Consider the following 25,817-nt stretch of genomic DNA (forward strand, 5'->3'; position numbering starts at 1 on the left):
ACTCAGTTCAGGCACTGGTAACGCTTGTCGTTGAGCAAAAGATCAATGGTGGCCTGGCCCTGGTCGCGACCGAGATCCACCGTGGCGTGCACCTGGAAACGCAGTTGCAAGGGGTCGCTGCCACGCGGCAGCGACTCCACTTCCACCTGCCGCACCCGCGGCTCGAACCGCTCAATGCACTGGCGTATGGCGCGCTGAATATTGCGCTCTAGGTCGAGCACACCGATGGTCGCGTCGTTGAAGTCGAGAAGTCCCAGCGCCGGGGCGCATTCGCTGTGCCCCGGGTGGCTGTTGAGCAGGTCGACAAGATGGCGCTTGATGGACTCGACGATCTCGGCAAGGCTCACCTCGGCACCACCACCTTCGGCGCCCTCGGGAGTCGCCAACCGTTCGAACAGCCGGTTGCCGAGCACGCCACCACGGTGAATCGTCATGGCCGCGCCCTCCCCTTACTCCTTGTCCAGACGACCCACCAGCGACAGCTCGAAGTTGGCACCCATGTACTTGAAGTGCGGACGCACGGCCATGGAGACCTGGTACCAGCCCGGATCGCCCTCGACGTCGGAAACCTGGATCGAGGCGGCTCGCAGCGGACGGCGGCTACGCACCTCGGCCGGCGGGTTCTCCTGGTCGGCGACGTACTGGCGAATCCACACGTTGAGCTCGCGCTCGAGGTCCTGACGCTCCTTCCAGGAGCCGATCTGCTCGCGCTGCAGCACTTTGATGTAGTGGGCCAGGCGATTGATGATGAACATGTAGGGCAGCTGGGTGCCAAGCTTGTAGTTGGTCTCGGCGGCCTTACCTTCCGGGGTGTTGGGAAAGACCTTGGGCTTCTGCACCGAGTTGGCCGAGAAGAAGGCGGCGTTGTCGCTGCCCTTGCGCATGGTCAGAGAGATGAAGCCCTCTTCGGCCATCTCGAACTCACGGCGGTCGGTGACCAACACCTCGGTGGGGATCTTGGCCTGCAGTTGGCCCAGCGCCTCGTAGGTGTGAACCGGCAGGTTTTCCACCGCACCGCCGCTCTGCGGGCCGATGATGTTGGGGCACCAGCGGTACTTGGCGAAGCTGTCGGTGAGGCGCTCGGCGAGCAGATAGGCGGTGTTGCCCCATAGATAGTGCTCGTGGCTTTCGCTGACCGTCTCGCGGTAGTGGAAGGTCTTGACCGGATTCTCCACCGGGTCGTAGGGCATGCGCAGCAGGAAGCGCGGTGCCGTCAAGCCCAGGTAGCGGGCATCCTCGGACTCGCGCAAACTCCGCCAGCGGGCGTACTTGGGCCCTTCGAAAATCGCCTTGAAGTCCTTGATATTGGGCAGCTCCTGAAAGCTGTCGATGCCGAAGAAGCTCGGCGCCACCGAGGAAAGAAACGGCGCATGGGCCATGGCGCCCACTGCGGCAGTGAACTGCAGCAGCTTGACGTCGGGGGTCGCAGGCGAGAAGTCGTAGTTGCCGATGATGGCGCCAACCGGCTCACCGCCGAACTGACCGTACTCGGCCGCGTAGACGTGCTGATAGAGCCCGCTCTGACTCAGCTCTGGCGCGAACTCGAAGTCTTCCAGCAGCTCTTCCTTGGTGGCATGCAGCAGGTCGAGCTTGATGTTCTGGCGGAAGTCGGTACGGTCAACCAGCAGCTTGAGGCCGCGCCAGGCCGATTCGATCTGCTGGAAGCCGCGGTTGTGCAGGATCTCGTCGACCTGACCGCCAATCTTGCGGTCGAGCTCGACGATCATGCGATCCACCACCGCCTTGTTGACCTGCGGTGCCGCATCGTCGCTCCGCAACAGCTCGGCAATGAAGGCGGCCACGCCCTGCTTGGCGATGTCGTAACCGTCCTCGGAAGGCGCCAGTCGGGTCTGCGCCATCACCTGATCGAGAAGGGAGCCCTCGGCCTGGGCCTCGGCGGCCTGCCCCTGTGTCTGTGCCATTTCGCTCATTGTACGTGCCTCGTATCCTTTGCCTGACCGGCGTTCAGCGCGCTACCGTTTGATGCGCCCACGCTGCGTTGTCGATGGATCAATCCCGGGATTCGTCCCGGGGCTCCAGCAGCTCGAGCTCGGCCAATAACTGCGCGCGAGCTTCGTCGCTCTCCATCAGCTTCTGCAGCCGGTCACGGAATGCCGGCACGTTGCCGAGCGGTCCTTTGAGCGCCACCAACGCTTCGCGCAGCTCGACCAATTTGCGCAGCTCAGGCACCTGGCGAGCCACGCTGTCCGGGGTGAAGTCATCGAGCGACTTGAATTCGAGATTGACCGCCAGGTCGCCGGCGCCCTCGCTCTCGTCAAGGCGGTTGGGCACGCTGGCCGTCAGGCCGAGACCGGCCTCGCGCATTACCGACTTGAAGTTGTTCTTGTCCACCGAGAGTTTTTCCCGCGCCTCGATCGGTGTGGCTTCGGCGCCCCCCTTGAAATCACCCACCACCAGCAACTTGAGCGGCAGCTCGGTTTCCGCCTGCTGGTCACCGGTAGCAGGTACGTACTTGATGTTGATGCGCTCTTTCGGCGCAACGGTTCCTTCCTTCGCCATTGGAAAAAGCTCCCTGTGGACCGCCCTTGTTTGAAATCACACTTGCGTTGGCAATGCCCGATGCCCAATAGGCATCGACCCGACTCATGCAGGCTGATGAGAGAGACAGTCAAGTGAGAAGCATTGTCGCCCCGACTCGTGAGGCGAGAGAGTAAACAGGCGCCAAAGTTGTGCCAAACGGCGCAACCGGTCAGCGAGACGGTTACGAACCTGCTACTCGCTGCCATCTTTGCTTACACGATTCCGCCGCCACCCCCGAAGCGGCGCGGATCGCGCTTCCATGAAAGCTGCGACCGACACGGAAAAAAGCGGATGGACTACATTCCACGTAGGAAATTAGCTACAGCAATATAAGCAATATAAGGCAAGCCGATGCGCAAAATACCTCAGCGGAATCTCATACCGTGGGTCGACATCGATAGGAACATTTAGGATGTGGGAAAAGCAGGGCCGGACAGGATGCCCGGCCATGTGAAGGGATCAGCCTAATCGCGCCCTTATCGCCGCCTCGATGCCGGCGGCGTCCAGGCCGCATTCGGTCAGCAGCTCGGCGGGCTTGCCGTGCTCGACGAAGGCGTCAGGCAGGCCCAAGTGGAGGATGGCGGCCTGCACGCCTTCGGCGGCGAGCAGTTCCCCCACGCCGCTGCCGGCTCCGCCGGCCACCACGTTCTCTTCGAGCGTGACCAACAGGTCGTGACCGGTGGCGGCGGCAAGAATCGCCTCGCGGTCGAGCGGCTTGACCGAGCGCATGTTGAGGTGGGTGGCGTCGAGTGCTTCTGCCACCTCGGCCGCGGGGCCGTTGAGGCTGCCGAAGGCAAGCAGGGCAATGCGTTTGCCCGCCTCGGCGCCGCTCTGGCGGCGAAGCTCGGCCTTGCCGAGTTCCAGCGGCTCCAGGTGCGCGGGGATCTCGGCCCCCGGCCCGGTGCCGCGCGGGTAGCGCACCGCGGCGGGGCCGGGATAGTGGTAGGCGGCGCTGAGCATGGCGCGGCACTCGGCCTCGTCGGCGGGGGCCAGAATCACCATGCCCGGCACGCAGCGCAGGTAGGTGAGGTCCATGCTGCCGTGGTGGGTGGGGCCGTCCTCGCCCACCAGGCCGGCGCGGTCGATGGCGAAGGTGACGTCGAGCCCCTGCACCGCCACGTCGTGGATCAGCTGGTCGTAGCCGCGTTGCAGGAAGGTGGAGTAGATTGCCACCACCGGCTTCATCGCCTCGCAGGCCATGCCGGCGGCCAGCGTCACCGCGTGCTGCTCGGCGATGGCCACGTCGAAATAGCGCTCGGGGTACTGCTTGGAGAAGCGGATCAGATCGGAACCTTCGCGCATCGCCGGGGTGATGCCGATCAGCCGCTCGTCGACGGCGGCCATGTCGCACAGCCACTCGCCGAAGACGTTGCAGTACTTCAATTTCTTCTTGGTCGGTGCGGTGGGCTTGCTGGTCGGCGCGACGCCGTTCTTCTCCGGCTCGCTCTTTTCCAGCTTGGTGATGGCGTGGTAGCCGATGGGGTCGGCCTCGGCGGGCAGGAAGCCCCGCCCCTTGCGTGTCTTCACGTGCAGGAACTGCGGGCCGTCCAGGTCGCGGATGTTGCGCAGGCTCTGGATCAGGTTGGGCAGGTCATGGCCGTCGAGCGGGCCGATGTAGTTGAAGCCCATCTCCTCGAACAGCGTGGCCGGGCTGACCATGCCCTTCATGTGTTCCTCGGTGCGCCGTGCCAGTTCCAGCGCGCCCGGCAGGCGGGAGAGCACGCGCTTGCCCTCCTCGCGGAAGGTGAGATAGGGCTTGCTGGCCAGTATGCCCGCCAGGTAGCTGGCGATACCGCCGACGTTCTCGGAGATCGACATCTCGTTGTCGTTGAGCACGACCAGCAGGTTGGCGTCCAGGTGGCCGGCGTGGGCCAGCGCCTCGAAGGCCATGCCCGCGGTCAGCGCGCCGTCGCCGATCACCGCGCACACCCGGCGCCTGTCGCCGCGGGAGGCGCTGGCCAGCGCCATGCCCAGCGCCGCCGAGATGGAGGTACTGGAATGGCCGACGCCGAAGGTGTCATAGGGCGATTCGGCGCGCCGCGGGAAGGCGGCCAGCCCGCCGTACTGGCGAATGCTGGGCATCGCCTCGCGACGGCCTGTGAGGATCTTGTGGGGGTAGGCCTGGTGGCCGACATCCCACACCAGCCGGTCGTGGGGCGTCTCCAGCGCGTGGTGCAGCGCCACGGTGAGTTCCACCACGCCCAGGCCGGCGCCGAAGTGGCCACCGCTGCGCCCGACGCTGTAGAGCAGATAGGCACGCAGCTCGTCGGCCACCTGCAGCAGTTGGGCACCGGTCATGGCCCGCAGTGCCGCCGGGGTATCCAGCGAATCGAGCAGCGGTGTCACCGGGCGCTCGACTGGGATTACGTCGTAGAGCTTCATGTGCGATTCGGTCGTCCTGGCTGTCATGCCATGTGGCTAGTGGTCGCGCTCGATCATGTAGCGGGCCAGCGCTGCGAGCGGCTCGCCCGCCTCTCCCAGCGGGGCCAGCGCCGCCAGCGCCTCTTCGGTCAGCTCGCCGGCCTTGCGGCGGGCGCCTTCCAGCCCTAGCAGGGCCGGATAGGTGGGCTTTTCCCGCGCTGCGTCGGCCCCCGATGCCTTGCCCAGGGTCTGGGTGTCGCCGGTGACGTCGAGAACGTCGTCGTGAATCTGGAAGGCCAGGCCGAGCGCCTCGGCGTAACGGTCCAGCGCGGCGACGCATGGATCATCCTCATCCACGGCGGTCAGCGCCCCCAGGCGCACCGCCGCGCGGATCAGGGCGCCGGTCTTGTGGGCGTGCATGGTGGCCAGGGCCTCGACGTCAGGGTGGCCGCCAACGGCCGCCAGGTCCAGTGCCTGGCCGCCGACCATGCCATCGCGGCCGGCGGCCGTGGCCAGGGTGAGGATCATGGCCGGCAGGCGCGGATGGGCGGCACGGGCCAGTACGTCGAAGGCCAGCGTCTGCAGCGCGTCGCCGGCGAGTATCGCCGAGGCCTCGTCGAAGGCGCGGTGGACCGTGGGCTGGCCGCGGCGCAGGTCGTCGTCGTCCATGGCCGGCAGGTCGTCGTGAACCAGGGAGTAGGCATGGATCAGCTCGACGGCGGCGGCGGGCGCATCGAGCGCCGCGTCGGAGGCGCCGAGCGCACGTCCGGCCAGATAGACCAGCAGCGGGCGCAACCGCTTGCCCCCCACCAGCAGGCCGTAGCGCATGGCCTCCTCCAGCCGTGGCGCGGCGGGTCGGCGTGTCTCGAACAGCTGCGCCAGGCAAGTGTCGATACGCGCCCGGTCGGCAGCCAGTCGCCCCGCGAGAGCGTCAACGCTCACTCTCGTCCTCCCCCGCCGGAGCGTCGAAGGGGGCGAAGTCGGTATTGCCATCGGGACGCTCGATCAAGGTACGCACGCGCAGCTCGGCCTCGTCCAGGCGGCGCTGGGCGTCGCGGGTCAGACGCACGCCCTGCTCGAACGCGGCGAGCGAGCCCTCCAGCGACAGCTCGCCGGATTCCAGCCGCTGAACCAGCTGTTCCAGTCTTTCGACGGTCGCCGCGAAATCGACCTCGGCATCCCCGCTTGCCGCCGTCTCGCCCGCCGCTTGCTTGTCACGCTCGGCCATGACACCTCTCGCTCATCACCGCGGTTTCCAGGAGGCACAGTATACACGCACTGCCCCGGGGGTCGTCTGCCTGCGCCGTGCAACGTGCAGCGCGCTCATCTTCGCGACGCAGCAATTTCATCTTCGTTCGTATCGCCTGTGTTAACATGAGCCCCCTGTTTTCAGCACGCGGCGCACCAAGAAGGGGTTGATTCGACCATGGCCAAAACGTCCCTGGACAAGAGCAAGATCAAGATCCTGCTGCTCGAGGGCGTCCACCAGAGCGCGGTGGACAATTTCCTGAATGCCGGTTACACCAACATCGAGCACCTGCCCACCTCGCTCGATGAGGAGTCGTTGATCGAGAAGATCCGCGACGTGCACTTCCTCGGCATTCGCTCGCGTACCCAGCTCAACGAGCGGGTGTTCGCTGCGGCCGAGAAGCTCAACGCCGTAGGCTGCTTCTGCATCGGCACCAACCAGGTCGATCTCAATGCGGCCCTCGCTCGCGGCATTCCGGTCTTCAACGCGCCCTACTCCAACACTCGCTCGGTGGCCGAGCTGGTGCTGGCCGAGGCGATCATGCTGCTTCGCGGCATCCCCGAGAAGAACGCCCGCGCCCACCAGGGCGGCTGGCTCAAGAGCGCCAAGAACTCCCACGAGGCCCGCGGCAAGACGCTCGGCATCGTCGGCTACGGCAACATCGGCGCCCAGCTCTCGGTGCTCGCCGAGTCGCTCGGCTTCAACGTCATCTTCTACGACGTGGTGACCAAGCTCGGCATGGGCAACGCCAGCCAGGTGGCGAGCCTCGAGGAGCTGCTGGCCCGGGCCGATGTGGTCAGCCTGCACGTGCCCGAGCTGCCGTCCACCAAGTGGATGATCGGCAAGGATCAGCTGGCACTGATGAAGCCCAGCGGCATTCTGATCAACGCCTCCCGCGGCAGCGTGGTGGTGATCGAGGATCTCGCCGAGGCGCTCGAGGCCGGCCGGCTCTACGGCGCCGCCATCGACGTCTTCCCGGTGGAGCCCAAGGGCAACAATGAGGAGTTCGTCAGCCCGCTGCGCGGCATTCCCAACGTGATTCTCACGCCGCACGTCGGCGGCTCCACCCTCGAGGCCCAGGAAAACATCGGTATCGAGGTCTCCGAGAAGCTGATTACCTACTCCGACAACGGCACCACCGTCACGGCGGTCAACTTCCCCGAGGTGGCGCTGCCGGCGCACCCGGACAAGCATCGCGTTCTGCACATTCACGACAACGTGCCGGGCGTGCTCTCCGAGATCAACCGGGTGCTCTCCGAAAGCGGCATCAACATCTCCGGCCAGTACCTGCAGACCAACGAGAAGGTCGGCTACGTGGTCATCGACGTGGACAAGGCCTACGGCGAGCAGGCCCTCGAGGCGCTGCGCAAGGTCGAGCACACCCTGCGTGTGCGGGTACTCTACTCCGAGACTAATTTCGAGGGGTGATTCGCGGCCCGCTGCGGCCTGAGGCTGGCCGTCACGCTTACCCGGCGTGGCGGCTTTTTTCTTGCTCCACGATGCAGGCTTAAAGGCTGCGTATCTCGATCAGGTAGCCGATGATCGGGTAGCCGGCCTGCTTGGCGGCCTTCTCGGCTTCGAGCTGAGCCTCCAGCTTGGAGATGCTGGTGGAGCGATGTTCGAAGACGGTATCGGTCTCAAGTTTACGGGTTCGCACGGCGAGCCGGACCAGGTGGCCGGTCTTGTAGGATTCGGCGGATTCCCCGACTGCCGGCTTGGTGCCTTTCTGCCTGGCTGGCTTGGCGCTCGGCAGCTCACGTGACGGCGACGGCTCGTGGCCGGGCTTCATGAAGGCATCGATCTCGCGTTTTACGCTTTGTTCGAACTCGCTCAGTTCGTCGCTCATTCATCCTCCAGTGACAAATATTCCCGCCCCGTTCGGAACATATCAGAACTCCTCGAGGCTCTGTCTTATCGCAGGTTATGGCTTCGTTACAGTGCAGCCCGTTCGGTACTGCCTGTCTCAGGCGTCATGCCCGTGCCTCAGGCCTGGGGCAGCGACACATCGGCCAGCGCCTGAAGGTAGCGAGCCGGGCCGCCGGGCCACTGCAGCATACGCAGCCCCGCCCACAGGCTCACCTGGTTGGCTGTCAGTACCACCCGGCCGGCCTCTCGATTCATCGCCTCGACCCGCTCAAGGGTATTGATCGCCGTGTCGGGCACCAACAGGGGATGGCGTGCTTGTCCATGCTCGGCGACAAAGTCGCGTACCGCCGCGACGATGTCGAGCCGGTGGGAATCCGCCGCGTAGGGGCAATCCAGCACCCGAACGTTTTCCACCGCCACGTCGCTGTCGTGCAGGAACTGCACCAGCGCTTCGGTGACCTCCGGCGGGTAGGGGCTGAGCAGATCGACCCGACGCTGGCCGAGGGCGGCCAGGGCATCGCGAAACGCCAGGGCGGTGCTGGTGGCGGGTACGCCGAGCCATTGCGAGAGTTCTCGCGACTGGGCGAAGGACCACTCCAACCCGCCGATGAAGCTGCCGCTGGTGCAGGCCCAGACGAGGGCCTGGGCGCCCTGCACCTTGACCAGGGTCTCACCCACCGCGGCCAGGCGGTCGGTGGCGCCGAGCGACATCAGGGCGGTATGTTCATGGTGGCCGTCACTGACGACCTTGCCCACCTCGATGACGGGCAAGCCTTCACCGAGGCCGGGGCGCTCGTTCAGTTCATACCACTCGTAATCGGGCGGTCCGTCCTCGGGCAGCAGGAGTCCCAGACAGGGTGCGTCAAGCATCGATACCTCTCGGTCGGTCATATCGGTTATCGCAGCAGAAAGCTAGAATCCGGGACAGGTCGGCGAAAACGTTCGGGTTCGAGCACGGCCCCCCATGACAAGCGAAAGGGAGTGTTTCCATGTCCGGCAACGTACCCGCCGCCTATCAGGCCACTCGCGGCTCGATCCTGGATGTCGACAAGGCCTTCTACGACAGCCTGACCGAAGCGCATTCACAACGCCAGCTCGTCGCCCAGCATACCGTACCGCTGCGCGACGGGCTGGCCTGGCGCGTCCCGGCGGGCCATGTCTTTCGGGTCAAGATCATTGAAGGCCCCCAGGTCGGCGATTTCAACCTGTGGAGCCTGCATAACCCGCGCGAGCGCATGTGGGCCTCACGCACGCGCCAGCTGCAGCGGGCTCATGTCAGCACCTACGACAGGCTGTGGTCGACGCTGCCCTATCTGCGCCCCATGGCGACCATCATCGACGATACCCTGGCCGACTACGGGGTGGACGCCGAGGGCGGGCGCGTGCATGACCTGCTGGGCACCCGCTGCGATCCTTACGTGAATCGCCTGTTGACCGGCGAGGATTTCGACTTCCATTGTCACTCTAACCTGGTGCGTGCCGTGGAGCCCTGGGGGCTGACCGAATTCGACGTGCATGACGTGCTGAATATCTTCCAGTGCACCGGGCTGAACGACGACGACCAGTACTTCATGAAGGCCTGCCCGGCGCGTCAGGGCGACTACCTGGAATTCTTTGCCGAGATCGACCTGTTGTGTGCGCTCTCCTGCTGCCCCGGCGGTGACCTCTCCGTCGACCTGTGGGGTCCCGAGGCCCAGGACCCGCTGTCGACCTGCCATCCGCTCGGGGTTGAGGTGTATGCCGTGGATGAAGCGCGTCTGGCAGGCTGGCAGCCTCCCCAGCCCGCTCCCTATCGCGGCCGCCACGGTCGCCAGGGGCCGTCGACCGATTGGTCCGAGATCAAGCGACAGCGCTGCTGTTGATTCCCCTAGCAAGGATGGGCATATGCCGACCGCCGCCGCCTACCTGATCGTGGTGCTGGTCTGGGCCACCACGCCGCTGGCCATCAAGTGGAGCGCCGAGGCGGGCGCACCGGTGGGCAGCGTCATGCTGCGCATGTTGATCGCGTTCGTGGCCGGCCTGGTGGTACTCGGGCTGATGCGTCGTGGCCTGCGCCTCGACCTGCGCGCTATGAAAAGCTATGCCGCGGCGGTGCCCGGCGTATTCGGTGCCATGGCACTGAGCTATCACGCCTCGATGACACTACCTTCGGGCATGATGTCGGTGATATTTGGCATGGCACCGCTGGTCTCGGGGCTGATCCTGCAGTTGCTGCCCGGCGCCGTGAAGCTGCGCCGCTGGCACTGGTTCGGCTGTTCGCTGGGCGTGGCGGGCCTGGCCGTGGTATTCGCCGACAGCCTGGTGCTGGGCAGCGACCAGCTACCGGCACTGCTGATGATGCTGCTCGCCGTGACCCTGTTCAGCGCCAGCGGCATCACCGTGCAGCGGGTGGCGGCCGGCCTCGGCCCGCTGGAGCAGACCCTGGGCGCGCTGGGACTGAGCCTGCCGTGCTTCTTCCTCCTGTGGCTGACCAGCGGTGAGCCCTTGGCGGTACCGCTGAGCCCTCGCGGGATGTGGTCGGTCATCTACCTGGCGCTGTTCGGTTCGCTGCTCGGCTTTCTCTGCTATTTCCTGATTCTTTCGCGTCTGACCGCCGCCACCGTGGCGCTGGTCACGCTGATCACGCCAGTGTTGGCCTTGGGCCTGGGGATGACGCTCAACCAGGAGCAGCCGACCTCCTCGATGCTGATGGGCGCCGTGCTGATTCTGATTGCGCTCGGCGCTTACCTGTTCGGCGATAGATTGGCGCGGCTCAAGGCCGAGCGCAGCCAGCTGTAGGCAAGACCCTAGAAGAAGGTCTGCATCACCTCGACAACATCGAGCCGCTCGTCGACGCGGCAGATACGCCGCCACTTGTCGAAGGTCAGGCAGGGGTGGGAGGTACCGAAGGCGACGATATCCCCTACCTTGACTCGTCCATGGCGGGTACCGGGTTCCTCCTCCTGCTCGGGCAGGCGGAGAAAGGCGTGCTGATCCATCAGCTTGGTCACCTGCCAGCCTTCGACCGACAGGACACGCGCCTTGTCGTCGCCTTCCCGATAGCGACGCAGCGGCTCAGGCAGTTGGTCGTGTCCGATGTCGCGCTTGCCCATGCCGACGATGGCAAGCGCGGGTTCGGGCAGCGAGATCACCTGGGCAAAGACCTCGAGGGCCGGCTTCAGCCCGCGTTCGAGGTCGGGCCTGCGCTCGAGGACCCCGCGCTGGGCCTGACGATAGATGCCATGATCATGCACCACGTAGCAGCCGGGCCGCAGCACGGGCCTGAACTGCGGCCCCAGGCGCGCCTCCCTGAATACTCCCGCGACCAGGTCGTACCACGCCGAGCCGGAAGCCGTGATCAGCGGCTCGGGACTCTCGATCAAGGCGTCGCGCTCGAGCGCCTGTGCCGCCTCGACCAGTTGCCAGGCGTAGCCGCGTACGGCGCGCTCAGGATCGTCGCCAGGCACCACGCCCTCGTAGCCTGCCAGCCCCGACAGTACCAGCGCCTGCTCGCTGTCGATGCGCTCGGCCAGCGCCATGACTTCGTCGGTGTCGCGACAGCCGCAGCGCCCGCCGGGCACACCCAGCTCGATCAGTACCTTGAGTCGCAGGCCACAGGACTTGAAGTAACGGGCCAGCTGGTCGACGTTCCCGGCACTGTCGACCATACAGTAGAAATCGGCCCCTGCCTCGATCAGCCCGGCGACGATCGCCATGTTGGCCTCGCCGACGAGCTGGTTGGCCATCAACAGGCGATGGATGCCATGGGCGAAGGCGGCGCGGCACTGCGGGGCGGTAGCCAGCGTGATCCCCCAGGCGCCGGCGGCGAGCTGACGGTGGAACAGCGACGGGCACAGGGTGGTCTTGCCATGGGGCGCGAGACGTGCCCCGTGGTCGTCGCAGAAGCGCTGCATCCAGGCCAGGTTGTGGGCCAGCGCCGGCTCATGCACCACGGCGGCGGGCAGGCTGACGTCGGCCAGCAGCCGCCTGCCGGTCTGCGGTATGCCTTTATGCAAGGCCTCGGTTACGGGTGGGGAAGAAAGGTCGTCGTTCATGCTTCGCTCTCACTGGAGGTCGCGGTGACGGGCCACGGCGATACCGTCTTTGGTCGCAGGGGTGATGAAAAGCGTGCGCGACAGGCTAGGCTGGTGGCGGGCACGTTTCTACAGGATACGACAATGACTACAACCGTCGACGAGCGCCCGGTGATACGTCGCGACCGGGAAGGGGTTGCCACCCTTACGCTGAACCGCCCACGCCAGTTCAATGCCCTATCGGGCGACCTGCTCAAGGCACTCGGCGGCGAGCTTACCCGCCTGGCCAATGATGAGTCGGTGCGCTGCGTGGTGATCGCCGCCGAGGGGCGTGCCTTCTGTGCCGGGCACGACCTCAAGGAGATGCGCGCCACCCCCGACAAGGCCTACTACCAGGCGCTGTTCGCCCAGTGCGGCGAGATGATGCAGCGCATCGTCGACCTGCCGGTACCGGTGATCGCTCGCGTGCAAGGCCTGGCCACCGCTGCCGGCTGCCAGCTGGTGGCCAGCTGCGACCTGGCGGTGGCGGCCCGCTCGGCCCGCTTCGCGGTTTCGGGCATCAACGTGGGGCTGTTCTGCTCGACCCCGGCGGTGGCGCTTTCCCGCAACATCGGCCGCAAGCGCGCCATGGAGATGCTCTTTACCGGCGAGTTCATCGACGCCGACCAGGCGCTGGAGTGGGGCCTGGTGAACCGCGTGGCCGACGACGAGGCGCTGGACGAGACGCTCGGCGAGCTCACGGCGAGCATCTGCGCCAAGAGCCGTGTGGCGCTGCGCACCGGCAAGGCCCTGTTCCAGCGCCAGCTGCAGATGCCGCTGCGCGAGGCCTATGCCCTGGCCGGCGAAACCATGGCGTGCAACATGATGGCCGAGGATGTGGCCGAGGGCATCGATGCCTTCATCGACAAGCGCAAGCCCGAGTGGCGACATCGTTGACGGCACCTCGACAGACGCAACACAAGAAGAGTGGAAGCCATTTCCGCAATCGAGACAAGCCAGCGCTTAGGGGGTATCCTATGGCTGGCCTCCGTGGAGGCCAGCAGATCAATAGGGAAGGATAACGCAGGTGAGTGAAGTCAAACGCAGAACGGCAGGGCGCCCGCCCGGCCCCGGCAAGAGCGCCAGCGGCCACAGTCAATCGCTGGTACGCGGACTCAACCTGCTCGAGCGGCTGGCGGCCACGCCGGGGGGCCTGGCGCTGTCCGAACTGGCCGAGATGGTCGACCTCGCCCCCTCCACCACGCACCGCCTATTGCAGGCCCTGCAGGGCCAAGGCTTTATCACCCAGGACGGTGAACTCGGCGTGTGGAAGATCGACGTCAAGACCTTCCGCATTGGCAACAGTTTCCTCGAAGCACGCGACTTCGTCGCGACCAGTCGGCCCTTCCTGCGTCGCTTGACCGCCCAGACCGGCGAAACCGCCAACCTGGGGATCCGCGATGGCGCCACCGCCGTGTTCCTGGCCCAGAGCGAATCGTCGCAGATGATGCGCATGATCACCCGCCTCGGCTCGCGCGCCCCGCTGCACGCCTCGGGCGTGGGCAAGGCGCTGATGGCCTGGCTGCCCGACGACGAGTTCGAGCGGGTCGTGGCCGAGCGCGGCTTGTCCCGTGTCACCGAGAACACCCTGCATTCGCCCGAGGCGCTGCGCGCGAACCTCGCCGAGGTGCGCCGGCAGGGTTTCGCCTGCGACCGCGAGGAGCATGCCATCGGCCTGCACTGCGTAGCCGCGTGCCTGCACGACCAGCACGGTACGCCACTGGCCGCGATTTCGGTGTCGGGCCCGGTGGCACGCATCCCTGAAGCGCGATTACTGGAGCTGGGCGAACTGGTGCGGGAAACCGCCGCCGAGATCACCGCCCGCCTTGGCGGACGCGTCCCCAGCGCTCAGGAGCAGGTGGCGGAAGCGTGAAGCGAGCGCTCCTGGCCATCCTGGCCCTCACCCTCGGTACGCTCGGCCCGGGCCACGCCGGGGAGCGTTTCAGTTTTCCTGCAGAGACGCTGGTCGAAGACAGTGCCAAGGGGCTCGTGTGGATGCGCTGCAGCCTCGGCCAGCGCTTTCATGAGGGCCGCTGCCTCGGCGAGGCCGAACGTCTGTCCCTGAACGACGCCGAAGCCCGCCTCGACACCCTGGCCACGGCGGCGTGTCCCTGGCGGCTGCCACGCTTCTTCGAAATGCGCAGCTTGTTACAGGCCGACGAGAGCCGGAACGTGGCGATCGACAGCACGGCCTTTCCGGATACGCCCTCGGGCTGGTACTGGAACCAGGTCAGCGCAGGCGGCCACTCGCAGCAGGACTGCTTCGTCGATTTCGGCGGCCAGGGCCGCACCCGCTGCAACATGGCCGGGCAGTTTCACCTGCGCGCGGTGATGGATGCCGATGCCTCTCCGGGCTGTCGCCTTAGCGAAGGCAACTAGCCCTTCTCCTGCCCGATCCGCTCCAGCTGACGTTCCAGCTTGCGCATGACGTTGAGCAAGTCGCGGTATTCGCCCGCGGTGAGGGTCGCCACCAGTTCCGCCTCCCAGGCCTGGGCTTCGGGAATCAGTTTGGCCAGCAGCGCCTGACCGGCGGTGGTGAGATGAAGATCCTGCAGGCGTTGGTCAGTGGGCGAGGGTGTGCGGCTCACCAGCCCACGCTCTTCCAGCGCCTGGATCGCGCGTGAGACGCGGGCCTTGTCCATGTTGGTGTAGGCGCAGACCTTCTTCGCCGTCAACTCGTCGCAGTGGCTGAGCCAGGCGAGCACTCGCCACTGGGCGATGTTGAGCTGGTAGCGCTCTTCATAGAGGTCGGCCAACGCCTGGCTGATGCGGTCGGCCAGGCTGTTGAGCCGGTAAGGCAGGAACTGGTTGAGGTCCAGCTCCGGCTTGGTCGATGGTTCGGCCAGGCCCTCGTCGCCTTCCCTGGCAAGGCCGGCCCGGCCCTCTTCCGTGTTCATTTCAAGACTCCTCACCCTAGGCTCTGGCAGCGGTCAATAGAGCAGTTGCGGCAGGAACAGCACGATACCCGGGAACACCAGCACCAGCAACGCGCGTGCCATCCCGGCCACCCAGAACGGCGTCACGCCGCGGAATATCGTTCCCGTGGAGACATCCGGCAGCACCGCCCGCAGCACGAACACGTTCATGCCCACCGGCGGGGTGATCAGGCTGATTTCGATCACGATCACCACCAGGATGCCGAACCACACCAGGTCGAAGCCCAGCCCCGCCACCACCGGGAAGAACACCGGCACGGTGAGCAGCAGCATCGACATGCTTTCGAACACGCAGCCGAGCAGCACGTAGATGGCGAGTATCACCAGGATCACCATGAACGGCGCGATATCGAGCCCGTTGACGAAGGCCAGCAGGTCGCCCGGCAATCCCGCCCGGTTGATGAAGTTGGCGAAGATCAATGCGGTGAGCACCACGGCGAACAGCATGGCGGTGGTGCGCACGGTATCCATCAGGACGTTCATCAACACTTGCGGCGTCAGCGCACGCCGCCACAGAGCGATCAGGAAGGCCCCCATGGCACCGATGCCCGCCGCCTCGGTGGGGGTGAATACGCCAAGGTAGATACCGCCGATCACCAGCACGAATAACGCCAAGGTATCGCCCACGCTCTTCAGCGCCTTGATACGCTCGGGCCAGGTCGCCTTCTCGCCGGCGGGGCCGGCGTCGGGGTCGCGCCACAGCACCCACTTCACCGACCCGAGGTAGAGCACGATGCCGAGGATGCCGGGAATGAAGCCGGCGGCGAACAGTTCGCGAATGCTGGTCTCGGTGAGGATGCCGTAGATCACCAACATCACGCTGGGCGGGATCAGGATACCCAGCGTGCCGCCGGCGGCGATGGAGGCCGAAGCCAGGGTGTCCTTGTAGCCGTACTTGCGCATCTGCGGCATGGCCACCCGCCCCATGGTGGCACAGGTGGCCAGGCTCGAGCCGCAGATGGCGCTGAAGCCGCCGCAGGCAACGATGGTGGCCATGGCCTGGCCGCCCTTGCGATGCCCGAGAAAGCCGTTGGAAGCGCGGAACAGCGCATCCGACAGCCCTGCATGCGATACCAGGTTGCCCATCAGGATGAACAGCGGGATCACCGACAGGCCATAGTCCATGGCGGTATCGATCACCCGCCGCGCGGCCATGGACTCGGCGGCGCTCCAGTTGCCGGTCAGGTAGTAGAAGCCGGCGAAGCCGACGATGCCCATGGCAAAGGCCAGCGGCACCCGCAAGAACGCCAGCAGCAGCAGGGCGGCGAACCCGTAGAGCGCTTCTATCACGTGTCACCTCCCTGACCTTTCTCCGGGCTGAGCGGGCCGCCGCGCTCGATGATTCCTACCCCTTCGAGCAGGTAGAACAGCGCACGCAGCAACGTCAGTGCGGCCGACGCGGCCAGCATGATGGCCATCAGGTAGATGAGATAGCCGTTGGGGATGCGCAGGAACTCGGTCACGTCCCCCCACTGCATGGCGCGCTCCCCCAGCGCCCAGACCCGCCGGGCCATCACCCACAGCGCACCGGTGACGATCACGTTGACCAGCACCTGGCGAACCCAGATCAGGCGCGGCGGAAATACCGTGTCAAGCAGGTCGACGCTGACGTGCTCCTCGCGCCAGCACACCACCGGCAGCGACAGGAATACCAGCGCCGCCAGCATCAAGCGGGTCAGCTCGACGGTGCCGAGAATCGGGGAATTGAAAAAGTAGCGTCCGGTCACGTCCGCCGTGGTCAGCAGCATCATGGCGAAGAGGGTGGTGCCCGCCACCCCCTCCAGCGTGAGCTGCATGACACGGCCGACCCGCAACAGCGACGGGGACGAGGTCGGCATGGTCAAGCCTCCAGGAAATGCGGCCAGTTACTGCTGCACCACCCGCTCGGCGATGCTCTCCTGCTCGGCAGCCACGTCGAGCTGCTCACGGAAATGCGCCAGCGCGGCTTCGGTATCGATGCCTCGGCCTTCCACGGCGTCGCGCCATTCGGCGATCAGTTCATCGGTCACCTCGCGCAGGCGCGCGATGTCCTCCTCGGAGGCCTCGGTGAAGGTATTGCCCTGCTCCTCGGCAAAGGCGACGCCGCGCTCGTCCATGGCATCCATCATGTAACCGAACAGACGCGACAGGTCCTCGCCCGATACGGCCTCGATCGCCTCGCGATCCTCGGGAGAGATCTGATCCCAGAACATCGGGTTCATGACGATGGCGAAACTGCCGCGATAAAAGCCACCATCTACCGTCAGCGTATGCGGCAGCACCTCGGCGACGCGGAAGCTGCGCAGCCCCTCAAGGGTCAGCATGGCGCCGTCGATAACGCCCTGGGAAGCGGCTTCGTAGACCCCAGTCGGCGGCAGCGCCACCCCCGAAACCTCCATGGCACTGGCCAGGTCGCTCATCACGCCGCCACCGACGCGTACGCGCTTGCCGGCCAGTTGGTCGAGGGTGTCGACCTGCTCGGCAGTGAAGATCTGGCCCGGGCCGTGCACGCCCATGGCCATGACGTCGACGCCGCGATGCTCTTCCGCCTGGGCCAGGTACTCCTCGTAGGTACGCCAGTAGGCCGCCGAGGCCGCCTCGGAAGAGAACGCCTCGAAGGTGGGGAATTCCGGAAGCTGGGTCAGCTCGAAGCGCCCCGACATATGACCGTGGAAGATCCAGCTGGCATCGGCGATACCGTCGGCGACGATCTCCATCTGTGCCGCCGGCGGGCCCATGTCGTGCACCACCTCGACGGTGACGCGCCCTTCGGTCGCCTCTTCGATCCACGCCTTCCAGGTGGGCCAGACGAGGGTATTGATGCCGTGATTGGGGCCACCCCAGGTGCTGACGGTGATCGTTTCCTGCGCCAGCGCGGGGGCACCGAGGCCAAGGCCGAACGCCGCTGCGGCGCCCAGCATCAGGCGGTTTGTCTTTTTCATGGTGAGCTCCTCGTCGTCACGGGTTGCTTCGTGCCGAATTTGTTATGTGCCGTGATGCCCTCTCGTCGAGAGATGAGGACAACGGTCAAGGCGTTTACGACGCCTTCACCATGCCGCCAGTTACTCTCCCCTGCAACTAATTTGAGCCCAGCCGGCATTAGACTTACGTCGCAAAATCGCGCTAAAAGCATGATCCCTAGCAAATTTCTGCCACTTGTCCGGGGCTTGCCAGTCAAGCTGGTCCGTGATTTGCTGGACATATAGTTTCAGCAACAACTATGCTCGCTTCATCCCGCACATCGAACAAGGCCGAAGCCGGCCATGACGTCGCCCACCGTGACGCACCCCGACGACGACATTGGAGGAACCATGAGCAAGAAGTTCGCTTCCCACGCCGACACCGAAGAAAAGCAAATCAGCTTCACCAAGTTGGCCGAAGGGCTCTATGCCTATACTGCCGAGGGTGATCCCAACACCGGTGTCGTCATCGGTGACGACAGCGTGATGGTGATCGACACCCAGGCCACGCCGATCATGGCCCAGGACGTGATCCGCCGCATACGCGAAGTGACCGACCTGCCGATCAAGCACGTGGTGATGACCCACTACCACGCCGTGCGCGTGCTCGGCGCCTCGGCCTATGACGCCGAGAACATCTACGCCAGCCAGAACACCTACGACCTGATCGTCGAGCGCGGCCAGCAGGACTACGAATCCGAGGTCGGCCGCTTCCCGCGCCTGTTCAAGGGCGTCGACTCTGTGCCCGGCCTGACCTGGCCCAACATCGTGTTCCAGCAGGAGCTGACGGTGTACATGGGCAAGCGCGAGGTGCGCATCATCCACCTCGGCCGCGGCCATACCAAGGGCGACACCGTCGTCTGGCTGCCCGAGGAGAAGGTGATGTTCTCCGGCGACCTGGTCGAGTACGGCGCCACCCCCTATACCGGCGACGCCTACCACGAGGACTGGCCCGCCACGCTAGACCGCCTGCAGGCCATGAACCCGCAGAAGCTGGTGCCGGGTCGCGGCGAGGCGCTGCAGTCTCCCGAGCAGTGCCAGGAAGCCATCCAGGGCACCCGCGACTTCCTCGCCGACATGTACGAGAGCGTCAAGGCGGGCAAGGCTGCCGGCAAGTCGCTCTCCGAGTGCTACTCCGAAACCTACGCCAAGCTGAAGCCCAAGTACGGCCACTGGGTGATCTTCGACCACTGCCTGCCGTTCGACATCACACGCTGCTATGACGAGGCCGGCGGCGAGTACCCCGACCCCCGGATCTGGACCGCCGAGCGCGACACCGAAATGTGGCACTCACTGCAGGAAGCCGTCGAGAACCAGTAAGTCGTCAACCACTCGCCTCGCCCAGGCCACGGCCCGGCGAGCGGCACCGACGGCAGGTCGCATCGAGGGTGCGACCTGTCGCGGCCGGAGGAAGCATGCCAACCACTTACAACAATCCCGTCTACCCGTATCGACGCCCGCCCGAGCTCGACCGTGAGGACGTTCGCCACTGCCCCGTGGTGATTGTCGGTGCCGGCCCCACCGGCCTGGCCATGGCCATCGACCTGGCCCTGCAGGGCGTCGAGAGTGCCGTGCTCGACGACAACAATACTGTCAGCGTCGGCTCGCGGGCGATCTGCTTCGCCAAGCGCACCCTGGAGATTCTCGATCGCCTGGGTTGCGCCCAGCCGATGGTCGACAAGGGCGTGACCTGGCAGCGCGGCCGCGTATTCTTTCAGGAGCGCGAGGTCTACAACTTCGACCTGCTGCCGGAGGAGGGCCACCGCATGCCGGCCTTCATCAACCTGCAGCAGTACTACTTCGAGGAGTATCTGGTCGCTCGCGCCGACGAGCTCGCCGAGCGCATCGACCTGCGCTGGAAGCACAAGGTGATCGACGTCGACAGCCGCCCCGGGCACACCGACGTTCGGGTCGCCACCGAGGATGGAGATTACCGCCTCACCTGCGACTACCTGCTGGTGGCCGACGGGGCCAACAGCAAGATCCGCGACATGCTGGGCCTGGAGAGCAAGGGCCAGGTCTTCCAGGATCATTTCCTGATCGCCGACGTGATCATGAAGGCGGATTTTCCCACCGAGCGCTGGTTCTGGTTCGACCCGCCCTTCCACCCCAACCAGTCGGTGCTGCTGCACCGCCAGCCGGACAACGTCTGGCGCATCGACTTCCAGCTGGGCTGGGATGCCGACCCGGAGGAGGAGAAGAAGGAGGAGAACATCCGCCCCCGGGTGCAGGCGATGCTGGGCGAAGACGTTGAGTTCGAGCTGGAGTGGGCCAGCGTCTATACCTTCCGCTGCCGCAAGATGGATGACTACATCCACCACCGGGTATTCTTCATGGGCGACGCCGCCCATCAGGTCTCGCCCTTCGGCGCCCGCGGCGCCAACGGCGCGCTGCAGAGCACCGAGAACCTGGCGTGGAAGCTGGCACGCGTGCTCAGGGGAAAGGCCCCCGAGGCACTGCTTGCCACCTACAACGACGAGCGCCAGCACGGCGCGGCCGAGAACATTCTCAATTCGACCCGGGCCACCGATTTCATCACGCCCAAGAGCCGCGTCAGCCGGTTGTTCCGCGACACCACCCTGGAGCTGGCCGAGCACTACCCCTTCGCCCGGCATCTGGTCAACAGCGGCCGGCTGTCGATGCCGTGCCGCTACGACGGCTCACCGCTCAACGGCCACGAAAGCGAGGGCCTGCCGCTCGAACTGCGCCCCGGCAGCCCGGCCAAGGATGCCCCGGTGCGCCTGGCGGGCCAGCCGGCCTGGCTGCTCAACCAGCTGGGCAATCGCTTCGTGCTGCTGCTCGACGGCCGCATCGACACCGCCCGGGCCGAGGCGCTCCAGGCCGAGCTCGAACCGCTGCTCGCGCGCCGTGATGATCTCGGGCTATTGATCGTCGGCCCCGCGCCCCATGCCCTGACCGAGCTGCCGCGCGCCACGCTGGTGGAGGATGCCGAGGCGCTGGTCGGCGAACGCTACGGCCTGACCGGCGGAACCGGCTACCTGATCCGCCCCGACCAGCACGTCACCGCCCGCTGGCGCGAGGTAACGACCGGCGCCGTCGAAGAGGCGCTGGATCGCGCCCTGGGCCGCCCTCTTGCTGCCGAGGAGGTGCGACATGCCACGGCTTGAACTGAACCCCAACTTCACCGACCCGGACGCCTTCTACGCTGCGCTGACCGAGCTGCATCGCGAGCGCAGTGAAGCCGAGAGCGAACGCATCAACGCCCGACTGATCCTGCTGCTGGCCAATCATGTCGGCGACCAGCAGGTACTGGAAGAGGCCCTGGCCATCGCCGGCCAGGCCCCCGGTGCGGCATCCCCCGACAGGCAAACAGGCAAGTGACAAGAGGGATCGACCCATGACGAACGAGACACTCGAGTACCAGAGCGGATTTCGTAACCACTTCGCCACCGAGGCGTTGCCCGGCGCCCTGCCGATAGGGCAGAACTCGCCCCAGCGCTGCGCCTACGGCCTCTATGCCGAGCAGCTCACCGGTTCGGCCTTCACCGCGCCGCGCCACGAGAACCTGCGCAGCTGGCTCTACCGCATCCGTCCCTCGGTGGTGCAGAGCGAATACCAGCCACTGGAGAACCGCCGCGTGGCCACGTCGCCGTTGGCCAAACCGGCCGCCGACCCCAACCAGATGCGCTGGGATCCGCTGCCGATTCCGGCCGAGCCCACCGACTTCGTCGACGGCCTTCTGACCATCGCGGTGAACGGCGACGCCGGTACCCAAGCCGGCTGCGGCGTGCATGTCTACGCCTTCAACCGGGACATGACCGAGCGCTTCTTCTATAACGCCGACGGCGAGCTGCTGATCGTGCCGCAGCAGGGGAGCCTGCGCCTGCGCACCGAGCTCGGCGAGCTCGAGGTCAAGGGCGGCGAGATCGCCGTGATCCCGCGCGGCATGAAGTTCCAGGTACGCCTGGCACAAGGCAGTGACGCCGCCCGCGGCTATATCTGCGAAAACTACGGTAGCCCGCTCGAGCTTCCCGGTCTCGGTCCCATCGGCGCCAACGGCCTGGCCAACCCGCGTGACTTCGAGAGCCCGGTGGCCGCCTATGAGGACGTGGTGGGCAACTTCGAACTGGTGGCCAAGTTCTCCGGCCGCTTCTGGGCGACCCGGCTCGGTCACTCGCCCCTCGACGTAGTGGCCTGGCACGGCAATTACGCGCCCTACAAGTACGACCTGGCGCGCTTCAACACCATCAATACGGTGAGTTTCGACCACCCCGACCCGTCGATCTTCACCGTGCTGACGTCGGCCTCCGACACGCCGGGAATGGCCAACATCGATTTCGTGATCTTCCCGCCACGCTGGATGGTGGCCGAGAACACCTTCCGTCCGCCCTACTTCCATCGCAACCTGATGAGCGAATTCATGGGGCTGATTCACGGCGAGTACGATGCCAAGGCCGAGGGCTTCCTCCCCGGCGGCGCCAGCCTGCACAACTGCATGTCACCCCACGGTCCGGACGCCGATACTTTCGAGAAGGCCTCGAATGCCGAGCTCAAGCCGCAGCGCCTGGATGCCACGCTGGCCTTCATGTTCGAGAGCCGCTACGTCTACCATCCCACTGAGGCGGCGCTGAACGCAGACATTCGCCAACGCGACTATGTGGACGTGTGGTCGACCCTGCGCTCGCATTTCGATCCGAAGCAGCCTTGAGCCAAAAACCGCCCTGACGAAAAGGATTCAACGACGATGAAACTCGCTACCCTCAAGAACGGCCGCGACGGCGAACTGCTGGTGGTCTCCCGCGACCTGAGCCGCGCCGTCTCCGCCAGCGACATCGCGGCCACCCTGCAGCAGGCGATCGAGAACTGGGACGCCGCAAGCCCCAGGCTGGAAGCGCGCTATGCCGAGCTCAACGACGGCAGTGCCGCGGGGGCATTCGACCTCGACCAGAGCAAGCTGCACTCGCCGCTGCCGCGTAGCTACCACTGGGCTGACGGCTCCGCCTACCTCAATCATGTCAAGCTAGTACGCCAGGCCCGCGGCGCCGAACTGCCCGAGAGCTTCTGGAACGACCCGCTGATGTACCAGGGCGGTGGCGATCATTTCCTCGCTCCCACCGAGGACATCGAGGCGGTCAGCGAAGAGCACGGCATCGACTTCGAGGGCGAGATCGCCGTGATCACCGACGACGTCCCGATGGCGGTGACGCCCGAGCAGGCCGCCGGCCACATCAAGCTGATCATGCTGGTCAACGACGTCAGCCTGCGCGGGCTGATCCCCGGCGAGCTGGCCAAGGGCTTCGGCTTCTTCCAGGCCAAGCCGGCCTCCGCCTTCTCGCCGATCTGCGTCACCCCCGACGAGCTGGGCGACGCCTGGCAGGAGGGGAAGGTCCACCTGCCGCTGACAGTGCATCTCAACGGCGAAAAATTCGGCGAACCGGAAGCCGGCCCCGACATGATCTTCAGCTTCCCCGAGCTGGTCGCCCATGCGGCCCGCACCCGCTATCTGGGTGCTGGCGCCATCGTCGGATCGGGCACCGTCTCCAACCCCGATCCCGACGGCGGCCCCGGAAAGCCGATTGCCGACGGTGGCGTGGGCTATAGCTGCCTGGCCGAGGTGCGCATGGTGGAAAAGATTCTGCACGACGAGATCAAGACGCCATTCATGCGCTTCGGCGACCGGGTGCGCATCGAGATGTTCGACCGCGAGGGCAAGAGCATTTTCGGTGCCATCGATCAGCAGGTGGTGCCCTACCAGCCAAAGTAAGCCAGCCCAAGTGAGCGCCAGGGAGACGACCAATGACCACGCTATACGGCTATTACCGCTCATCGGCGGCCTACCGGGTGCGCATCGCACTCAACCTCAAGGGTCTGGCCTATGACCAGGCCCTGGTGAACCTGGTCAAGGGCGACCAGAAGCGCGACGATTTTCGCACCCGAAACCCCCAAGGGTTGGTACCGGTACTCGAGACCGATGACGGCGCTCAGCTGACCCAGTCGCTGGCGATCTGTGAGTACCTCGAGGAGCGTCACCCCGAGCCGCCGCTGCTGCCGGCCGACGCCGAGGAACGCGCTCGGGTTCGCTCGCTGGCCCAGCTTGTCGCCTGCGAGATTCACCCGCTCAACAACCTCAAGGTACTCAAGTATCTGGTCCACGAGCTGAAGCTGGACGACGAGGCCAAACTGGCCTGGTATCGCCATTGGATTGCCGAAGGCTTCACCGCCCTGGAAGCCCGGCTGGCCACCGAGCCCGCCACCGGCGAATTCTGTCACGGCGACAGACCGAGCCTGGCGGATGTTTGCCTGGTGCCGCAGGTGTTCAACGCCGAGCGCTTCGAGTGCGACCTCACAGGGTATCCGACGATCCGGCGCATCGCCGAGCGCTGCCGCCGCCTGGAGGCTTTCGCCAGGGCCGCCCCGGGGGAGCAGCCCGACGCCGGTTGAATATCGATAGCATGCCTGTCAGGCACGGTGTCTGACAGGCGAATGATCCCGTCGAGAGAAGAGGTCACCATGAGCCAGGCCTGGCAGAACTACCGCAGCGCGCCTGCCCCGGGCACCCGGGTCGTCAGGCAGGAGGACGTGCCCACCGATAGCGCCATTGGCGTGACGGTGCAGAGTGAGAAAGGCGCCTTCCCGCTCCTGCTGGTCAGGCTGGAGGATGAGTGGCGGGCTTATGTTAACGCCTGCCCGCACCAGTACCTGCCGCTGGACCAGCGCGGCAAACGCATCCTCAGCGAGGACGGCGAGCTTCTGCGCTGCACCAATCACGATGCCAGCTTCTCGGCCCGCACCGGGCAAGGGGTTGGCGGCTTTGGCGAAGGGTGCGCCCTGGATCCCGTACCGGTAAGCCTCGACCGGGAAGGCTGGCTGGTGATCGCAGGCCCCGTGTAACGCATCGACACCACCCTTCTTCTTGCCGCCGCGCCGATAACGCCTGCGATTCCATTTCATAGACGCTCGCCCCACCACGGTGGGACGGGCTGGGATCGTTTTGGCGCGCCTGGATACCCATTGTGAGTCAACCTTGCCGCTTGCGAACCACTCGTGAGTGGTCAAATCCCCGTTCATTCACTGGCTTTACAGCAGCAGATGGCGCAGAAAATGAAATTAAATACACATGCCTACATAAGCAGAAACTTTTGTTGGCATGGCCAGGCAAAATCCCGCAACACAAGTTCTTACGTAAAACCCCAACCTTAATAAATAAATTAAAACAAAAAAATACTTTGCGGAATTTAATCCTTACATAGATGGCAGCTAGCTTAACTGTTGTGTATCGAGTTCGACACCATGCTGAACTCTGCATACCCAAGATCGAGCTTAATAAACAACATCTAAAGGAGTTAGAGATGTTTAAAAAGCTGCTAATTACAACTGTTATCTCGGCTGCGCTGGCAACATCAGGATCCCTCATGGCCCAACAATCGGGTCAAGGCAGCCAGTGGAATGAAACCCAACGTTACCAACAGCAGGGCCAGGATGATTGGCGCGGTCAGGATCGTGACCGCTATAACCAGCAGGGCCAGGACTATCAGGACGATCGCTGGGACGATCGCAACCAGGGCCAGTTCAACCAGGGTCGCCAGGACGATCGCTGGGACGACCGCAACCAGGGCCAGTTCAACCAGGGTCGCCAGGACGATCGCAACCAGGGCCAGTTCAACCAAGGCCGTCAGGACGATCGCTGGGACGACCGCAACCAGGGCCAGTTCAACCAGGGTCGCCAGGACGATCGCTGGGACGACCGCAACCAGGGCCAGTTCAACCAGGGTCGCCAGGACGATCGCAACCAGGGCCAGTTCAACCAAGGCCGTCAGGACGATCGCTGGGACGACCGCAACCAGGGCCAGTTCAACCAGGGTCGCCAGGACGATCGCTGGGACGACCGCAACCAGGGCCAGTTCAACCAGGG

Annotated in this window: 27 protein-coding genes; 14 read left to right on the forward strand and 13 right to left on the reverse strand. The window is 65.3% G+C overall.

The annotated features are described in order from the left end of the window. Nucleotides 1–2 precede the first annotated feature (2 nt). The 6 genes from tssE to ACOJCM_RS19335 all read right to left on the reverse strand — a co-directional run bounded on the left by tssE (nucleotide 3) and on the right by ACOJCM_RS19335 (nucleotide 6,130). Complete coding sequence (tssE, locus tag ACOJCM_RS19310; RefSeq protein ID WP_445213713.1) at nucleotides 3–434, reverse strand: type VI secretion system baseplate subunit TssE; 432 nt, start codon at nucleotides 432–434, stop codon at nucleotides 3–5. 15 nt (nucleotides 435–449) lie between these two features. Then, entirely contained in the window at nucleotides 450–1,931 is a 1,482-nt protein-coding gene (gene tssC, locus ACOJCM_RS19315; RefSeq protein WP_445213714.1) for a type VI secretion system contractile sheath large subunit, read from the reverse strand. A 79-nt stretch (nucleotides 1,932–2,010) separates the two neighbouring features. Continuing rightward, entirely contained in the window at nucleotides 2,011–2,520 is a 510-nt protein-coding gene (tssB, locus tag ACOJCM_RS19320; protein ID WP_445213715.1) for a type VI secretion system contractile sheath small subunit, read from the reverse strand. Nucleotides 2,521–3,000: 480 nt separating this feature from the next. Further along, the gene (gene dxs / locus ACOJCM_RS19325; RefSeq protein WP_445213716.1) at nucleotides 3,001–4,923 is read right to left on the reverse strand and encodes a 1-deoxy-D-xylulose-5-phosphate synthase; all 1,923 of its coding nucleotides are present in this window, start codon (nucleotides 4,921–4,923) and stop codon (nucleotides 3,001–3,003) included. Nucleotides 4,924–4,959: 36 nt separating this feature from the next. Next, nucleotides 4,960–5,844 carry a (2E,6E)-farnesyl diphosphate synthase gene (gene ispA, locus ACOJCM_RS19330; protein ID WP_445213717.1) on the reverse strand — a complete coding sequence of 295 codons (885 nt, stop codon included), beginning with the start codon at nucleotides 5,842–5,844 and terminating at the stop codon, nucleotides 4,960–4,962. Beyond that, nucleotides 5,834–6,130 (reverse strand): exodeoxyribonuclease VII small subunit, encoded by a 297-nt coding sequence (locus tag ACOJCM_RS19335; protein ID WP_445213718.1) that lies wholly within the window; start codon nucleotides 6,128–6,130, stop codon nucleotides 5,834–5,836. The genes ispA and ACOJCM_RS19335 overlap by 11 nt, the downstream gene beginning before the upstream one ends. A 198-nt stretch (nucleotides 6,131–6,328) precedes the next feature. On the opposite strand from ACOJCM_RS19335, the gene serA reads away from it, so the two are divergent. Then, nucleotides 6,329–7,579: a phosphoglycerate dehydrogenase gene (serA, locus tag ACOJCM_RS19340; RefSeq protein ID WP_445213719.1), complete on the forward strand. Its 1,251-nt coding sequence runs from the start codon at nucleotides 6,329–6,331 to the stop codon at nucleotides 7,577–7,579. A 79-nt stretch (nucleotides 7,580–7,658) separates the two neighbouring features. Here the strand turns inward: serA and ACOJCM_RS19345 are convergent, their stop codons facing one another. Beyond that, nucleotides 7,659–7,997 carry a hypothetical protein gene (locus ACOJCM_RS19345; protein WP_445213720.1) on the reverse strand — a complete coding sequence of 113 codons (339 nt, stop codon included), beginning with the start codon at nucleotides 7,995–7,997 and terminating at the stop codon, nucleotides 7,659–7,661. Nucleotides 7,998–8,134: 137 nt separating this feature from the next. Continuing rightward, complete coding sequence (locus ACOJCM_RS19350) at nucleotides 8,135–8,887, reverse strand: aspartate racemase/maleate isomerase family protein (RefSeq protein WP_445213721.1); 753 nt, start codon at nucleotides 8,885–8,887, stop codon at nucleotides 8,135–8,137. Between the two features lie 119 nt (nucleotides 8,888–9,006). Here ACOJCM_RS19350 and ACOJCM_RS19355 point away from each other — a divergent pair, with 119 nt between their 5' ends. After that, nucleotides 9,007–9,879, forward strand: coding sequence for an urea carboxylase-associated family protein (locus ACOJCM_RS19355; RefSeq protein ID WP_445213722.1), 873 nt, complete (start codon nucleotides 9,007–9,009; stop codon nucleotides 9,877–9,879). 22 nt (nucleotides 9,880–9,901) lie between these two features. Continuing rightward, a complete protein-coding gene (locus tag ACOJCM_RS19360) occupies nucleotides 9,902–10,795 on the forward strand; it encodes a DMT family transporter (protein WP_445213723.1) in 894 nt (297 codons plus the stop codon). An 8-nt stretch (nucleotides 10,796–10,803) separates the two neighbouring features. Here the strand turns inward: ACOJCM_RS19360 and ACOJCM_RS19365 are convergent, their stop codons facing one another. Beyond that, a complete protein-coding gene (locus ACOJCM_RS19365) occupies nucleotides 10,804–12,051 on the reverse strand; it encodes an amino acid deaminase (protein WP_445213724.1) in 1,248 nt (415 codons plus the stop codon). Between the two features lie 123 nt (nucleotides 12,052–12,174). On the opposite strand from ACOJCM_RS19365, the gene ACOJCM_RS19370 reads away from it, so the two are divergent. The 3 genes from ACOJCM_RS19370 (at nucleotide 12,175) to ACOJCM_RS19380 (ending at nucleotide 14,448) form a co-directional block, all read left to right on the forward strand. Continuing rightward, nucleotides 12,175–12,966, forward strand: coding sequence for an enoyl-CoA hydratase (locus tag ACOJCM_RS19370; RefSeq protein WP_445213725.1), 792 nt, complete (start codon nucleotides 12,175–12,177; stop codon nucleotides 12,964–12,966). Nucleotides 12,967–13,096: 130 nt separating this feature from the next. After that, entirely contained in the window at nucleotides 13,097–13,942 is an 846-nt protein-coding gene (locus tag ACOJCM_RS19375) for an IclR family transcriptional regulator (RefSeq protein ID WP_445213726.1), read from the forward strand. Further along, nucleotides 13,939–14,448: an Lcl C-terminal domain-containing protein gene (locus ACOJCM_RS19380; RefSeq protein ID WP_445213727.1), complete on the forward strand. Its 510-nt coding sequence runs from the start codon at nucleotides 13,939–13,941 to the stop codon at nucleotides 14,446–14,448. The genes ACOJCM_RS19375 and ACOJCM_RS19380 overlap by 4 nt, the downstream gene beginning before the upstream one ends. Here ACOJCM_RS19380 and ACOJCM_RS19385 read toward each other — a convergent pair. Genes ACOJCM_RS19385 through ACOJCM_RS19400 form a run of 4 tightly spaced genes read right to left on the reverse strand, consistent with a single transcriptional unit; the run spans nucleotide 14,445 to nucleotide 17,926 of the window. Next, entirely contained in the window at nucleotides 14,445–14,966 is a 522-nt protein-coding gene (locus ACOJCM_RS19385; RefSeq protein ID WP_445213728.1) for a MarR family winged helix-turn-helix transcriptional regulator, read from the reverse strand. The genes ACOJCM_RS19380 and ACOJCM_RS19385 overlap by 4 nt on opposite strands. A 33-nt stretch (nucleotides 14,967–14,999) precedes the next feature. Then, nucleotides 15,000–16,295 carry a TRAP transporter large permease gene (locus tag ACOJCM_RS19390; protein ID WP_445213729.1) on the reverse strand — a complete coding sequence of 432 codons (1,296 nt, stop codon included), beginning with the start codon at nucleotides 16,293–16,295 and terminating at the stop codon, nucleotides 15,000–15,002. Next, a complete protein-coding gene (locus tag ACOJCM_RS19395) occupies nucleotides 16,292–16,843 on the reverse strand; it encodes a TRAP transporter small permease (protein WP_445213730.1) in 552 nt (183 codons plus the stop codon). The genes ACOJCM_RS19390 and ACOJCM_RS19395 overlap by 4 nt, the downstream gene beginning before the upstream one ends. Before the next feature lie 27 nt (nucleotides 16,844–16,870). Further along, nucleotides 16,871–17,926 (reverse strand): TRAP transporter substrate-binding protein, encoded by a 1,056-nt coding sequence (locus ACOJCM_RS19400; protein ID WP_445213731.1) that lies wholly within the window; start codon nucleotides 17,924–17,926, stop codon nucleotides 16,871–16,873. A gap of 369 nt (nucleotides 17,927–18,295) precedes the next feature. On the opposite strand from ACOJCM_RS19400, the gene ACOJCM_RS19405 reads away from it, so the two are divergent. The 8 genes from ACOJCM_RS19405 to ACOJCM_RS19440 all read left to right on the forward strand — a co-directional run. Continuing rightward, the gene (locus tag ACOJCM_RS19405; protein WP_445213732.1) at nucleotides 18,296–19,264 is read left to right on the forward strand and encodes an MBL fold metallo-hydrolase; all 969 of its coding nucleotides are present in this window, start codon (nucleotides 18,296–18,298) and stop codon (nucleotides 19,262–19,264) included. Between the two features lie 95 nt (nucleotides 19,265–19,359). After that, on the forward strand, nucleotides 19,360–21,072 hold the full coding sequence (locus ACOJCM_RS19410) for an FAD-dependent oxidoreductase (protein ID WP_445213733.1): 1,713 nt from the start codon (nucleotides 19,360–19,362) through the stop codon (nucleotides 21,070–21,072). Next, nucleotides 21,059–21,286 carry a DUF2783 domain-containing protein gene (locus ACOJCM_RS19415; protein ID WP_445213734.1) on the forward strand — a complete coding sequence of 76 codons (228 nt, stop codon included), beginning with the start codon at nucleotides 21,059–21,061 and terminating at the stop codon, nucleotides 21,284–21,286. Before ACOJCM_RS19410 ends, ACOJCM_RS19415 begins: the two co-directional genes overlap by 14 nt. Before the next feature lie 16 nt (nucleotides 21,287–21,302). Next, on the forward strand, nucleotides 21,303–22,613 hold the full coding sequence (hmgA, locus tag ACOJCM_RS19420; RefSeq protein ID WP_445213735.1) for a homogentisate 1,2-dioxygenase: 1,311 nt from the start codon (nucleotides 21,303–21,305) through the stop codon (nucleotides 22,611–22,613). Nucleotides 22,614–22,649: 36 nt separating this feature from the next. Continuing rightward, nucleotides 22,650–23,669 carry a fumarylacetoacetate hydrolase family protein gene (locus ACOJCM_RS19425; RefSeq protein ID WP_445213736.1) on the forward strand — a complete coding sequence of 340 codons (1,020 nt, stop codon included), beginning with the start codon at nucleotides 22,650–22,652 and terminating at the stop codon, nucleotides 23,667–23,669. Between the two features lie 32 nt (nucleotides 23,670–23,701). Continuing rightward, on the forward strand, nucleotides 23,702–24,346 hold the full coding sequence (gene maiA / locus ACOJCM_RS19430) for a maleylacetoacetate isomerase (protein ID WP_445213737.1): 645 nt from the start codon (nucleotides 23,702–23,704) through the stop codon (nucleotides 24,344–24,346). A gap of 69 nt (nucleotides 24,347–24,415) precedes the next feature. Then, entirely contained in the window at nucleotides 24,416–24,796 is a 381-nt protein-coding gene (locus ACOJCM_RS19435) for a Rieske (2Fe-2S) protein (protein WP_445213738.1), read from the forward strand. Between the two features lie 521 nt (nucleotides 24,797–25,317). Then, a partial coding sequence (locus ACOJCM_RS19440) for a hypothetical protein (RefSeq protein WP_445213739.1) occupies nucleotides 25,318–25,817 on the forward strand: 500 nt, incomplete at its 3' end.

This window comes from Billgrantia hypersalina, from assembly GCF_052584175.1.

What these genes read in the sequence shown, in the direction of transcription:
- tssE (WP_445213713.1), bottom strand. Translation starts at nt 434, where the DNA reads ATGACGATTCACCGTGGTGGCGTGCTCGGCAACCGGCTGTTCGAACGG.
- tssC (WP_445213714.1), bottom strand. Translation starts at nt 1,931, where the DNA reads ATGAGCGAAATGGCACAGACACAGGGGCAGGCCGCCGAGGCCCAGGCC.
- tssB (WP_445213715.1), bottom strand. Translation starts at nt 2,520, where the DNA reads ATGGCGAAGGAAGGAACCGTTGCGCCGAAAGAGCGCATCAACATCAAG.
- dxs (WP_445213716.1), bottom strand. Translation starts at nt 4,923, where the DNA reads ATGAAGCTCTACGACGTAATCCCAGTCGAGCGCCCGGTGACACCGCTG.
- ACOJCM_RS19335 (WP_445213718.1), bottom strand. Translation starts at nt 6,130, where the DNA reads ATGGCCGAGCGTGACAAGCAAGCGGCGGGCGAGACGGCGGCAAGCGGG.
- serA (WP_445213719.1), top strand. Translation starts at nt 6,329, where the DNA reads ATGGCCAAAACGTCCCTGGACAAGAGCAAGATCAAGATCCTGCTGCTC.
- ACOJCM_RS19345 (WP_445213720.1), bottom strand. Translation starts at nt 7,997, where the DNA reads ATGAGCGACGAACTGAGCGAGTTCGAACAAAGCGTAAAACGCGAGATC.
- ACOJCM_RS19350 (WP_445213721.1), bottom strand. Translation starts at nt 8,887, where the DNA reads ATGCTTGACGCACCCTGTCTGGGACTCCTGCTGCCCGAGGACGGACCG.
- ACOJCM_RS19355 (WP_445213722.1), top strand. Translation starts at nt 9,007, where the DNA reads ATGTCCGGCAACGTACCCGCCGCCTATCAGGCCACTCGCGGCTCGATC.
- ACOJCM_RS19360 (WP_445213723.1), top strand. Translation starts at nt 9,902, where the DNA reads ATGCCGACCGCCGCCGCCTACCTGATCGTGGTGCTGGTCTGGGCCACC.
- ACOJCM_RS19365 (WP_445213724.1), bottom strand. Translation starts at nt 12,051, where the DNA reads ATGAACGACGACCTTTCTTCCCCACCCGTAACCGAGGCCTTGCATAAA.
- ACOJCM_RS19370 (WP_445213725.1), top strand. Translation starts at nt 12,175, where the DNA reads ATGACTACAACCGTCGACGAGCGCCCGGTGATACGTCGCGACCGGGAA.
- ACOJCM_RS19385 (WP_445213728.1), bottom strand. Translation starts at nt 14,966, where the DNA reads ATGAACACGGAAGAGGGCCGGGCCGGCCTTGCCAGGGAAGGCGACGAG.
- ACOJCM_RS19395 (WP_445213730.1), bottom strand. Translation starts at nt 16,843, where the DNA reads ATGCCGACCTCGTCCCCGTCGCTGTTGCGGGTCGGCCGTGTCATGCAG.
- ACOJCM_RS19400 (WP_445213731.1), bottom strand. Translation starts at nt 17,926, where the DNA reads ATGAAAAAGACAAACCGCCTGATGCTGGGCGCCGCAGCGGCGTTCGGC.
- ACOJCM_RS19405 (WP_445213732.1), top strand. Translation starts at nt 18,296, where the DNA reads ATGAGCAAGAAGTTCGCTTCCCACGCCGACACCGAAGAAAAGCAAATC.
- ACOJCM_RS19410 (WP_445213733.1), top strand. Translation starts at nt 19,360, where the DNA reads ATGCCAACCACTTACAACAATCCCGTCTACCCGTATCGACGCCCGCCC.
- ACOJCM_RS19415 (WP_445213734.1), top strand. Translation starts at nt 21,059, where the DNA reads ATGCCACGGCTTGAACTGAACCCCAACTTCACCGACCCGGACGCCTTC.
- hmgA (WP_445213735.1), top strand. Translation starts at nt 21,303, where the DNA reads ATGACGAACGAGACACTCGAGTACCAGAGCGGATTTCGTAACCACTTC.
- ACOJCM_RS19425 (WP_445213736.1), top strand. Translation starts at nt 22,650, where the DNA reads ATGAAACTCGCTACCCTCAAGAACGGCCGCGACGGCGAACTGCTGGTG.
- maiA (WP_445213737.1), top strand. Translation starts at nt 23,702, where the DNA reads ATGACCACGCTATACGGCTATTACCGCTCATCGGCGGCCTACCGGGTG.
- ACOJCM_RS19435 (WP_445213738.1), top strand. Translation starts at nt 24,416, where the DNA reads ATGAGCCAGGCCTGGCAGAACTACCGCAGCGCGCCTGCCCCGGGCACC.